Genomic DNA, 12750 nt, shown 5'->3' with positions numbered 1-12750 from the left:
CCATACACACTCACTTTGCAGCGTAAACCCTCCGTTTTACAGGTGCCAGATATCCTTATTGTACTCCTCGATGGTTCTGTCTGAAGAGAAGTATCCGGCCTTCGCAATATTAACCAGGGACTTGCGGGCCCAGGAACGCTCATCCTCGTAATCCGCCAGCATCTGCTCTTTCACCGCAATGTATTCTCTCAAATCCAGAAGTGTCATAAACCAGTCTTTGGAAACCAGTTCTTTATAAAGCCTTCCTAAATTAACCGGATCACCGGTTAAGATCATCTTTTTGCTGATGATAAAGTCCACCAGCTCCTCCACGAGGCTGTCGCTCTCATAAATCTTTCTGGAGCAGTAACCGCTGGTTTCATAGAGCTTAATAACCTCATCGGAGGATTTTCCGAAAATATAGATGTTATCGTCGCCCACAAGCTGATGAATCTCCACATTGGCGCCATCCTCGGTTCCCAGAGTCACCGCGCCGTTTAACATAAACTTCATGTTGCCGGTTCCGGACGCCTCCTTGGAAGCCAGGGAAATCTGCTCGGAAATGTCGCAGGCCGGAATCAGCTTCGCAGCTTTGCTCACATTGTAATTTTCCACCATCACGACCTTTAAGTACGGGCTCACTTCCGGATCGCTGTCGATCAGCTCCTGCAGACAGAGAATTAAATGGATAATATCCTTGGCAATCGTATAGGCCGGGGCAGCCTTAGCTCCGAAAATCATGGTAATGGGACGCTTCGGCAGATTGCCCTTCTTAATCTCCAGATACTTATAAATTGCGTAAAGCGCGTTCATCTGCTGGCGCTTGTATTCGTGGAGACGCTTCACCTGGATATCGTAAATGGAATTTTCGTCAATCTCGACTCCCTGGGTACTCTTCAAATACTTCTTTAAGTCCAGCTTTGCATTCTGCTTAATCTGGCGGAGACGGTCCAGAACTGCCTCGTCCTCCTGATACACAAGGAGTTTTTCCAGCTCCTCCGCGTGAATCTTATAGCCGGATCCGATCAGCTCCTCAACATAGGAAGCCAGCTCATGGTTGCAGTGCAGCAGCCATCTGCGGAACGTGATGCCGTTCGTCTTATTATTGAATTTTTCCGGGTAAATATCGTAAAACGGCTTCAGCTCTGATTCCTCGAGAATCTGTGTATGAAGAGCCGCAACGCCGTTGACGCTCTGCCCGTAATGGATATCGATATGAGCCATATGAACGCGTTCCTGCTCGTCGATGATATAGACCTTCTCATCGTGGAAATCGCGTCTCACCCTCTTATCCAGCTCCCGGATAATCGGCATCAGCTGCGGAACCACTTTTTCCAAATAGGAAGCCGGCCATTTTTCCAGAGCCTCTGCCAAGATGGTGTGGTTGGTGTACGCACACGTCTTTCTCACCACATCGATGGCTGTGTCGATGTTAAAGCCTCTTGCCATCAGGAGGCGGACCAGTTCCGGAATCACCATGGTCGGATGGGTATCATTGATCTGAATAACTACATGCTCATGGAGATGGTAGAGATCAAATCCGCGCTCTTCCGTCTCTTTTAAAATCAGCTGAGCCGCGTTGCTCACCATGAAATACTGCTGGTAGATGCGCAGAAGCTGTCCCTTCTCGTCGCTGTCGTCCGGATAGAGGAAGAGGGTTAAGCCCCGCCGGATATCTTCTTTATCGAACTCGATTCCGTCATGGATGATGGATTCGTCCACCGAGTCTAAATCGAATAAATGGAGGGAATTCTTTCCGCCTTTGTAGCCTGGCACGTCAATGTCATACATGGTGGAGGTCACGGTAAGATCCTTAAACGGCACTTCAAACCGAACATCCGTCCTTGTCAGCCAGTCGTCCCCGGTCATCCACGGGTTCTTCTCTTCCCTCTGCTTATGGTCTGCAAAGGTCTGTTTAAAGAGGCCGTCATGGTAATTTAAGCCCACGCCGTCGCCCGGCAGCTCAAGCGTCGCAATCGAGTCGAGGAAGCAGGCCGCCAGCCTTCCGAGGCCGCCATTTCCCAGTGATGGCTCTGTCTCCGCCTCTTCGATATCCGCAATATCGATTCCGTGCTTCTTTAAGACTTCCGCCGTCTCATCAAACAGGCCGAGGTTGATCAAGTTGTTGGAAAGCAGCTTTCCAATTAAAAATTCCGCCGAAATATAATAGAGCTTCCTGCTGCCCGCATTCTTTTTTAGATCCTTCATCCTGCCCTTTACAATGGTAAGAAGCGCATGGTAGATTTCCTCCATACAGGCTTCCTCAAGAGTTTTTCCAAATCTTTCGCCCAGAACTTTATTTAATTCCTGTTCCATCATCATCGATTCTCCTTTACTTATACTTTTTCCAAAGCTTCATATACACGGAGGATTTCACCCACACTCCACGCCTGGGCAAAACAGCCCTTCGAAGAAACGGGATTTTTCCCGTCATAAATCTCAGGAAGCTGCCCGGCGCATCCTTCCCGCATGGCGCCTTCCAAAACCTCCAGCTGGCGGCATACTTCCGCCTTCGCCTCCCTGCTGTACCCATGTACCTTCAGATATGCGAGGTAGTATCCGCCCAGCGGAAACATCCAGACCGTACCCTGATGATACGCCAAATCCCTGTCAAGCTGACTGCCTCCGTAAAATGGACTGAACTCCTTCTCATCCTCAGAGAGAGTTCTCAGTCCATAAGGAGTATACAACTTTTCCGCCACAGTTTCCACCACCTGTTTCTCTTTTTCCGGTGAAAGCATGGAAAAAGTCATGGAGACCGCCCAGATCTGGTTACAGCGGATTTGATTGTCAGCGGCCGCTCTGCCGCCGTCTTCTGTCCCGGAGATCACATCTTTTAAGCAGTGTTTTTCCTCCAGCCAGAATTTTTCATTAAAAGACTGTTTTACAAGCTCCGCCAGACGGCCGCAGCGAGCGGCGGAAGCGGCTGTACCGGCGGCCGCTGTGTCATCGGACGACGCGGCGATCCCGCCCAATCTCTCCATAATCCGCAGCGCATTATACCAGTAAGCGTTAATCTCTACCGGTTTCCCGTGGCGTGGTGTGGGAAGTATGTCGCCAATCCGCACATCCATCCAGGTTACCTGGTCGAAGCCCTTTCCCGCTGCGATCAGCCCGTCTTCATCCATGTGAATACCGAACTCCGTCCCTTCCTCATACCGCTTCACGATATGCTCCATGACCGGATAGCACTCTCTTACAAAGGATATGTCATTTGTCCTCTCAAAATACAGATAAACGCTGTTGATAAAAAGAAGCGCCGCATCCACCGTGTTATACATGGGCTCGCTGCCGCCTTCGGGGAAGAGATTCGGCATCAGCCCGTTCTTCTCCGCCTTCAAAAATGTCCTTAAAATGCTCTTTACCGTCTCGAACCGCCCCGTCGCCAGAGCGCATCCGCCCAGCGCGATCATGGTATCCCGGCCCCAGTCCTCGAAAAAAGGATATCCGGCCAGAATCGTATCTCCCCCTGTGGATTCCCGGCGGGCGATAAACTGTGCCGCGCTCTTAGCCAGCATGGAAGCTGCCTCAGACTGAAAACCGGCCTGTCTCTCCAGTTCCCGGCGATATCGGACCGCGCCTTCCAGTATGGCCTCCGCCGTTTCCGTCACCGGTTTGAGAGAGTAAACGATTTCCAGACTGGAACACGCCCCGGCGCCAGCCGTTAAGCTGACCCCATGGTTGGCCAGAGCCCTCCCGGTCTCCCTCCGTCCGTCACAGGCGTCATAAGCGTAGTAGTACGTCTCATAAACCGGTTCGAAGGCAGTCACAATGCCGTCTGTAGAAAAATAGAGGTCCAATCCCGCCGAACTGACCCGGCCGTCAGAACAGGAAAACGCCTGATCCATGTCCAGATCGTCCCCCTTCTTTACAAACTGCAGAAAAGGAACTACTAAAAGAGTACACGCCTCTCTCCTGTGATTCTGAATCTCATACCGGACGGCAATTGTATTCTCCCCCTGTTTCATGGCCGCGGTCTTTCTAACTTCGACTCCGGCCGTGTGGTACATCCACACGGGGCAATCCTCAAACTGAAAGGAGGACAGGCGGAGGTATCCGTCTTCCGGTTCCTTTCCGTCTGCAAACTCCTGGCTGGAGAGATATTCCGCGCCCTCTGCCGTAACCAGCCTCTCACGCAGCCTGTGAATCATGTGATACCTGTGATTCGGTGCCTTCGTGCAGGCCATAAAAAACGCATGGTCGTTGCGGGCGGCTGAGCCGATCACGGTTTCCGATGAAAAGCCGCCGAGCCCGTTGGTCAGCAGATAACAGTTCTCCTGGCCGCGCTCCAGTGTTTTAAAATCCTGTTTTCCATATACAAGCTTCATCGCGCTGCCTCCTGTTTCATCTCTGTTTTCCGTCCCATGATAACCGCGGAAACCGGCGGCAGAATCAGAAGGCCCGAATACGTCTCTCTCTGCGGCCGTCTCCACATCCCGCTGTCTCCATCCTTTAAAAATGCTTCCCACTCCCCTTCCGGAAGTGTCACCTTCACCGGACGGCGGCGGCTGTTGTAGGCGATAAAGAGCGTGTCACAGAGCCCCTCTCCCCTGTATCGGTTATCCACCTGGAAGCTGACGACGCCCTTTCGGTTTGCATTCTTCTTAAAAATGCGTTTTCCGGCTTCCTCCGATTTATCGCAGAGGCCCGGAAGGCATTTTCTCAGCGCAATCAGGTCTTTATAAAAATGAACCAGTTCTTCGAATTCATACGCCCGTTTATAGTCCAGGCGGTTCAAGGAAATGGGAGCTTCAAAGCTGTTGTCATCTCCCTCTTTTGTCCGCGCAAACTCTTCGCCCGAAAGGAAGAATAAGCGTCCCTGGCATGTAAAATACACAGAAACCGCCAGCTTATACGCCCGCATGACCTCCTCCGGTCTTTCATAAAAGCCTTTCCTGTCACAGCGGCTCATGTGCAGTGCCAGCGAGTGATCGTTGCGGGTCATGGAAAGGATCAGTTTATCCCAGAGCGTCAGGTTATCGTGGGCCGAAACGTAGCTTAAGACACGTTCCGGCGAACCAGCGTGGAATGCCCCTCCCCTGTCGCACCAGGCTGAAGCCGCGTGCATGATCTCCCGCTCCAGTCCTTCCCCGCCATTTACAAAACCGGGTTCCATGGCTTCGAACACGTGGCCCTTAACCGCATCCCTCGTGTTGTCGCAGAACATGGCGACGCGGGGATTCAGTCTCTTTTCATTTTCTTTCAAGGCCTGATGAAAGCCGGGTTCCATGGGCGTCTCGTTCGCAGCCCACGGCTCCCCGTAGATCAGCTTCTCACCCATGCCGTACCGCTTATCCAGCTCTTCCTGGATCCGGTTCATCAGTTCCGTCGGGAGCAGCCCCATTAAATCAAACCGAAAGCCGTCCATATGGTATTCCTCTGTCCAGTAAAGGACAGAGTCCAGGATAAATGACGCAGCCATCTCCCTCTCGGCGGCAAAATCATTGCCGCATCCGGAGCCGTCGGAAAGCGTTCCGTCTTCCTCCTGGCGGTAGTAATACCATGGCACAACCCGCTGGAAGGAAGAATCCGCCGAGTAGGTGTGGTTATAAACCACGTCCATGATGACCCGAAAACCGTTCCGGTGCAGCGTCTGCACCAGCTCCTTCAGTTCCTTTATCCGCACCTCCCCGCGGGCCGGATCGGTAGAATAGGAGCCTTCCGGCACATTGTAGCAGACCGGATCATAGCCCCAGTTAAACTGGTCCCGGTCTCCGGCCTCATCGACGGAGCCGAAATCATAGACCGGCATCAGCTGGATATGGGTAACGCCCAGCTCCTTTAGATACCGGATTCCGGTTGGGTGGACGCCATCCCCGAACAGGGTGGTATCCTCCACTGTAAACGCCCGGTACGTTCCCCTCAACTCCTCCGGAAATCCCGCGCTCCCGTCCCAGGAAAACTCCTTCACATGAAGCTCGTAGATAATGTCCTCGCGCTGCCTTTTCGGAGCCTGGTCCGATTCCCAGCCTTCCGGGTCTGTCTTTCCAAGCTCTACCGCCATACTGCGCCTGCTGTTGATTCCGCAGGCTCTTGCATACGGGTCCCCGGTCCGGCGCGTCTCATGGCCAATGCTCACATCATAATCGTAATACGTACCGTGAAGACATTCCTCCGTCCGGTACATCCATACGCCTTTCTCTCCCCGTTCCATGGAGACGGAGCGGATACAGCCGCTCTCGTCCCCATCCGGGTAGAGATGGAGCTCCACCCGGTCCGCGACCGGACTCCACAGCTTAAACACAGTCCCGTCACTGCCGCAGGCAGCGCCCAGATCATGGCCGTCATAGATGTAATTTTTCTTAAATGTGCTGTCCGCATAGAAGCGTTTCAGCTCTCTTGCTGTCATTTTCTTCGTCATAGTCATTCCTCAGCCTTCCTGATGCTGCGTTACCCTTTCACTGCACCGGACATGCCATTCACATAATACTTCTGCATACACAGAAACAGGATCGCAATAGGTATGGATATCAGCACCGCGCTGGCCGCAAAGCTGGTGTACCAGTTGTCAATATATTCCTTTTCCAGCATTCTCCATAAGCCGATCGCTATCGTATACTGGTCCGAATTGGCGCGGCAGATTACCTTTGCGAAGATAAAATCCACCCACGGCGAGATAAAGGAGGTCAGCACCGTGTAGATGATAATCGGTTTGCTTAATGGCAGTGTAATCTTTGAAAATATCTGCCAGCGGTTGCAGCCGTCGATTAAAGCCGCCTCGTCGATGGCGCGCGGAACCGTGTCAAAGAAGCCCTTGGCAATCTGAAATGTCAGTCCCGCGCCTCCGGAGTAACAGAGTATGAGCGCCAGGCGGATCAGATTGCCTTCTGTCAGTCCAAGAGCCTTCAGGATAAAATACACCGCCACCATGGACATGAAGCCAGGAAACAGACCCAGAATCATCGCCATGTTCATGTACGGCTTTCTCATACGGAACTTAAGCCGGGAGAGACAGTAGGATACCGCCAGCACATAGAACGTGGACAAAATGCAGGAACACACCGCGATGAACAGCGTATTGGCGAACATACGCGGGAAGTTTAAAATCGTCGTATCCGTGAAAAGCCTGGTATAGTTTGCCAGCGTATACGCCTTGGGAAAGAAGGTGGACACATAGGAGCCCTTTTCCGCACGGAAGCTGGTGAGCACCACCCAGATGATGGGAAACACCCAGACTGCCGCCAGAATGGCAAGAGCCGTGTGAACCAGGATATTATTTACCGTCTTAACCTGCTTTGCCGATCTCATTTTCTTCATATTAGAATGCCTCCTCATCTTTATAGGATTTGCTGTTGCGGTACGTGAGCAGCGCTCCCACGGCCAGAATGATAAACGTCAGGATACCGATGACTGCGCCGATGTTGTAATACTGTTTATCAATCGTCAGCTTATAGAGCCAGGTGACGAGAAGGTCCGTCTTGCCCGCCGTAGAGGCTAAATCCGTCACCGGATCGCCGCCGGATAATAAGTAGATGACATTGAAGTTATTGACATTGCCGGTAAATGTGGCAATCAGGTACGGCGTGGTGATGTAAAGCATATATGGAAGCGTGATCTTAAAGAAGGTCTGGAAGGCATTGGCGCCGTCCACTCTCGCTGCCTCGTATACGTCGGCCGGGATGCTCTGAAGGACACCGGTCAGCTGAAGCAGCGTATAGGGAACTCCCACCCAGATGTTGATGACGATAATGGTTACGCGGGCCCAGGTTGGATTGGTAAAAAACGGCAGGCTGGCATCAGCTCCAATCAGCCCGATATTTCTCAGGAGCACGTTAACGGCGCCGTTAGGCTGCAGCATCGTTCTCATAATCAGCAGCGATACGAACATGGGAACCGCGCAGGAAAGGACGAAACAGAACCGCCAGAAGCCTTTGGCCTTCGTCTCCTTCCGGTTGATGGCGATCGCAAGGATCATACCGAAGATATAGTTTGTGAAGGTGGCAAAAAACGCCCACACCAGAGTCCATGACAGGACTGACCAGAAGGTACTTCCCAGGATACTGCCGGAATCAAACAGCGCCCGGAAATTATCGAGGCCGACCCAGTCAAACAGGACCAGATGGTTGTCGATTTTGCTGTAATTGGTAAACGCCATGCAGATCATGAAGATCAGCGGCAGCACGGTAAAACCGAAGATAAAGGTCAGCGGCGGCGTCATGAAGAGGCGGTATAAATTTTCGTGGAGCAGACTCTTTAAATCTTCCGCGAAATTGTTCACATGCTTTCCCGCCTTATCGAGGCATTCCGCCTTATAGGCGCTCTTCACTGCGCCGTACCATGCGGCCGCCATGAGTACGGTCAGAAACAGCACCGCCACTCCATAGAGCAGGATCAGCACAGACTGGTCTCCCTTCGTGTATAAGTAGACCTGGTTCACCTCGTCCCAGACCACCTGCTGCCCCACGGTTCCAAGACTTCCCAGCATGGAGATGCAGTGAAAGCCGGTCATAATCATAAATACCACGTAAGCCGCTTCGATTGCCATGTAAATCAGGCCCTTGGCGACCTGTTTATGTACAATATTTCCCAGACCCATCAAAACCATGGACAGCTTCGTCTCTGCGCCGCCGTTTTTAAGCGCCTCCCGGAAGGACCAGGCTGCTGCAAATTCTAATTTACCCGTTAACTTTCCCATAGATTCATCCCCCTAAATTCCATTGCTGTTCATCGCAGCATTCATGGCTTCCGTCTGTTCCCCTGCATTCTCGTGGGTTACGTTCCCATTCCGGATTCCCTTGCCCATGTTCTCCACCGGAACCCAGCAGTTATTCATGGCTGCAACGAACGGCTGAAGGATCGACGTACGGTTGAAGGTGTCATTCTGTGCCGCCACCAGCGCGTCGCTGGCAATGGCCGGTTCTTCCATCAGCTCTAAGTTACACGGAACCACATTTCTCAGTTCATAGTGAAGCTTCTGTGCCTCCGCAGAGCCTAAGTACACGGCAAGCTGAACCGCAGGGACCATATTGGACGACTCCGGATTCACTCCGATCGCCTTGGAACCGGCATATGCCGTCATCTGCCGCTCTTCGCCGTTTAACGTATAGGCAGGAAGGGCCGACACGCCCATGTTGTCCCCGAGGATATCTTTCACCGACGCCATATCCCAGGAGCCGGAGAAGATGGCCTGTATGCTTCCGTCCCGGAGACCGGCCATTCCCGATCCATCCGCGTCCACCCGGAAATTCGGATTGGCGATTAAATCAACTAAGTAGTTGGTGACCTCCAGTGCCTTCTCTCCGCCGAAATCGACCCCCTGCGACTCATCGGTTCCGTCCCCGAACAGGGAGCAGCCGTTTCCTATATAAAAGGAAGGTAAATACCAGGAGTTGGTAAAGGGAAAGGAAACCACGCCTTTAGTCAGCATCTGATCCAGGTTCTTAATGTCATCCTCGGAAAACACGCTCTTGTCGTAATACATAAACCAGGTGTTGGTAGTAAACGGAACACCGTACAATTCACCGTCCATGGTCACAGAATCGATGACTTCCTTCGAGTTTGTCGATTCGATCTCTTCCCGGTACTTTCCGCCGAACTTCACCAATGCACCGGCGTCTGTCATGATCGTCAAGGTGTCGTTGGCATACATGAACACGTCTGCGCTGGCCTCCGCGTCCTGCGCCACCTGGTTGGCGGCCGTAGCCTCGTCAGCGACTCCATACACGAACGTGATATCCCATTCCGGATGCAGCTTGGCAAACTGTTCACAGCTCGTCTGCAGCCACTGGCCGCTGTCCTTCGACTGATCCTCGGAAGGCGACCACACCATCAGTCTGACCTCTTCCCTTCCTCCCTGTCCCGATGATGCCTTTCCACAGCCGCCAAGCATTCCGGCGGTCATCACGGCTGCCGCCGCCAGGGTGAGCGTCAATCCCAACTCTCTCTTCATTCCCATCTTCCTCCTTGTTATGAGTTCGCAGAGACCAGCCTTTCTGTCTTCTGCATGCGATACGTGTCACCCGCGTGTGTCGAGATTATTTCAAGCTGAGGTGCAGTGACTTTCTCAAAAAGTTTCGTTTAGTTTCGTATATTTGTATCATACTCCATCTTTTTCCGTACGTCAAGACTATTTTAAGGAATTTTATCTAATTTTCTCCTCTTCATCCTTCTTTTTTTCAACGAAAGAACGATTTATTTGTTTTTGCATTTTGACATTCAGACGAAACAAGCCGAAAATTCTTATTTTGATTTTGTATATTTTATTGCATTTTTTTATTATTTTATATATAATGGACTGGAAAGCAGCCGGAATGACTGTCTGAATTATCGGAAAGAACTGGAGAAGAATATGGTAACGATAGCGGATATTGCTGATAAATTGGGGATTTCCAAGGGTACGGTATCCAAAGCCCTGAGTGATGCCCCCGACATAAGCGAAACTTTACGAAAAACAATTTTAGAGACAGCAGTCGAGATGGGATACACAAAACTTCGCAGAAAAAGAAATGTTTCCAAGAAGGTCTGCGTCCTTATTTATAATATGGAATACACCTCGCCCGGGCACTTCGGCTACGACATCATTATGGGATTTCGCCAGATGGCCGAGCCGGCCGGCTTAACCGTGGACGTGATTCCCATTACCAAAAGCCTGCAGAAGACCACACCCTACGACGTGTTCATGCTGGAAAACGATTACATCGGCTCCCTGGTCATGGGTATCTCCTTAAGCGAACCCTGGATCGCGGATTTTAAGACGAGCCGCACTCCCGCGGTTCTGTTTGACAACTATGTCATGGGGAATCCCTCCGTCGCCAGCGTCGCCGTGGATAACGATGAGGGGATGGAACTGGCGGTGAACCATTTAAAGAGCCTGGGCCACAAGAAGATTGGATACTTAAGCGGGGCGCTGGGCTCCCACGTCTTTTTAGTACGCCACCGGGCTTTCTTTGCAGCGCTTAAGGCAAACGGCCTTCCAGCCGATCCTCAGCTGTCAGGAAGCTCCTATTACATTTCCGAATGCATTCAGAAGCATCTGCCGCGGCTTCTGGAGCGCGGCGTGACTGCCATCATCTGCAGCCACGACCAGCTGGCCAACGCGGCCATGGTCCAGTGCCAGGAGCTGGGAAAGAAGATCCCCGAGGACTTAAGCATCATCGGCTTCGATGATCTGCCGATGAGTCCCTACACGGCGCCCCCCTTAACCACAATCCGCCAGGACCGCCCTCAGCTGGGAAAGTGCGGATACTACGCGCTGGACAGCCTGTTAAACGGCGTTCCCATCGGCACGATCCTGCTGCATCCGCAGTTGATTTTGAGAAGCTCCTGCGGGGCAGGGAAATAAGGCAGGCAGTACGCAGGCCACATGCATTCCATTTATTCCTCCTGTTTATCGGGGCAGCTGGCTGTTACAATTCACGGCCCCACCGCGAGCCTCTGCCGCCTGGTGCTGTGAATTGTAACAGTCGGATTGTATGGGGCATTATTTCTAATCTTTCTGTTCCATTTTCCCTGTTACTCTGCTATAATAAATACATTCACTTTATGAGCGGAACCTCTTCCGTTCATTCTGATTATCTGGCATTTCGCCAATCTATTCACTCAAACACATCTGAAAAAGGAGATCATGCGTATGAAAAACACAGAGTATCTGTCTAACGGTATGGGCGGTATTGTGCTGCCCGAAAAGGAGGCTCGGAGAATTCTGGAGACGTCGCCGGCCTATGAAGAGTATTTAAACCTGACCGAAGACTACAAAAGGGAGATTTTTGACATTGTCAGGGGCGCAAAAGGGGTAAAGATCACATATGACCCGTTTTTTAAACACATATTTGATCCCGTACTTCACGGGGAACGATTGTCCCGCCTGCTGACGGTTATTATTGGACAGAAAGTAACGGTAAAACAGGTTCTGCCTTCTCAGTCCAGACGTCTGGCGGCCGAGGCGTCGTTAATTATCATGGATATCGTTGTGGAACTGGAAAACGGTGCGTTGGCCAATGTGGAGATTCAGAAGGTGGGATACCACTTTCCTGGACAGAGAAGCGCCTGCTATTCCTCGGATCTGGTCATTCGTCAATATGACCGGCAAAAGAGCAGGAAAAAGAAAAAGTTTTCATACCGCGACCTCCAGAAGGTCTATACGATCGTATTGGTGGAGAACAGTTCGTCTGAATTTCATAAGGTTCCGGACCAGTACATCCATCGCTCCAGTCAAAAATTTGACACAGGACTGGAGCTGAATCTGCTGCAGGAATATATCTTTATAGCGCTTGACATTTTTAAGGAAATCACTCACAATATAGATAAAGAGCTGGATGCGTGGCTGTATTTTTTGAGCACGGATAAACCAGAAGACATAAAACGAGTGATTGAGACGTATCCCGCTTTTCTGGAACTATACAAAGAAATAGCTGCATTTCAGAGGGAACCGGAGGAGTTGATTGCGATGTACAATGAGACGCTGGCCATGTATGATAAGAACACAGTGGAACTGATGATTGAAGAACAGCAGGAAGAGATCAGAAGACTTGCAGAAGCGTTGGAACGGAAAGATAATGAACTTGAACGGAAAGATGATGAGCTGGAACGGAAAGATGATGAGCTGGAGCGCCTGCGTCAGGAAATCATCAGGCTGAACGGTAATATCGAGAAGTAAAGGAATCTCTATCGATCGCATACAAGCTTATTGCATTGGGGCATACTAGGGCGTAAGTTTCGGTGAATTATGCAACGCTCCAGGCCCTCGAATCCACGTTTGCTGCCGATGAGAACTGTATAAAGCCGCCTTGTCAATACAAGACGGCTTTATACGTTATGTCTTTATACCACACT

At 51.3% G+C, this 12750-nt stretch carries 8 protein-coding genes; 2 read left to right on the top strand and 6 right to left on the bottom strand.

Annotated elements, in window-relative coordinates:
• Positions 1–36: 36 nt before the first annotated feature.
• From H8S75_RS25765 to H8S75_RS25740, 6 genes are read right to left on the bottom strand one after another with little or no spacing between them, the layout of a single operon-like run.
• Positions 37–2295, bottom strand: a complete 2259-nt coding sequence (locus H8S75_RS25765) for a glycogen/starch/alpha-glucan phosphorylase (RefSeq protein WP_187024000.1) — start codon at positions 2293–2295, stop codon at positions 37–39.
• Between the two features lie 20 nt (positions 2296–2315).
• Positions 2316–4307 (bottom strand): amylo-alpha-1,6-glucosidase, encoded by a 1992-nt coding sequence (locus tag H8S75_RS25760; RefSeq protein ID WP_187023967.1) that lies wholly within the window; start codon positions 4305–4307, stop codon positions 2316–2318.
• Positions 4304–6340, bottom strand: a complete 2037-nt coding sequence (gene pulA, locus H8S75_RS25755) for a type I pullulanase (RefSeq protein WP_187023999.1) — start codon at positions 6338–6340, stop codon at positions 4304–4306. The genes H8S75_RS25760 and pulA overlap by 4 nt, the downstream gene beginning before the upstream one ends.
• 29 nt (positions 6341–6369) lie before the next feature.
• A complete protein-coding gene (locus H8S75_RS25750) occupies positions 6370–7236 on the bottom strand; it encodes a sugar ABC transporter permease (RefSeq protein ID WP_055659361.1) in 867 nt (288 codons plus the stop codon).
• A 1-nt stretch (position 7237) separates the two neighbouring features.
• Positions 7238–8614, bottom strand: a complete 1377-nt coding sequence (locus H8S75_RS25745) for a carbohydrate ABC transporter permease (RefSeq protein WP_187023966.1) — start codon at positions 8612–8614, stop codon at positions 7238–7240.
• 12 nt (positions 8615–8626) lie between these two features.
• A complete protein-coding gene (locus H8S75_RS25740) occupies positions 8627–9868 on the bottom strand; it encodes an extracellular solute-binding protein (RefSeq protein ID WP_187023965.1) in 1242 nt (413 codons plus the stop codon).
• 399 nt (positions 9869–10267) lie between these two features.
• Between H8S75_RS25740 and H8S75_RS25735 the strand changes: the two genes are divergently transcribed.
• Both H8S75_RS25735 and H8S75_RS25730 read left to right on the top strand, forming a co-directional pair.
• Positions 10268–11260: a LacI family DNA-binding transcriptional regulator gene (locus tag H8S75_RS25735; RefSeq protein ID WP_055659368.1), complete on the top strand. Its 993-nt coding sequence runs from the start codon at positions 10268–10270 to the stop codon at positions 11258–11260.
• A 288-nt stretch (positions 11261–11548) separates the two neighbouring features.
• Positions 11549–12574, top strand: coding sequence for a PD-(D/E)XK nuclease family transposase (locus H8S75_RS25730; protein WP_187023964.1), 1026 nt, complete (start codon positions 11549–11551; stop codon positions 12572–12574).
• Positions 12575–12750 lie beyond the last annotated feature (176 nt).

This window comes from Hungatella hominis (assembly GCF_014288005.1).
Taxonomy (GTDB): domain Bacteria; phylum Bacillota; class Clostridia; order Lachnospirales; family Lachnospiraceae; genus Hungatella; species Hungatella effluvii.
This window is presented reverse-complemented; position numbering and strand designations above follow the sequence as displayed.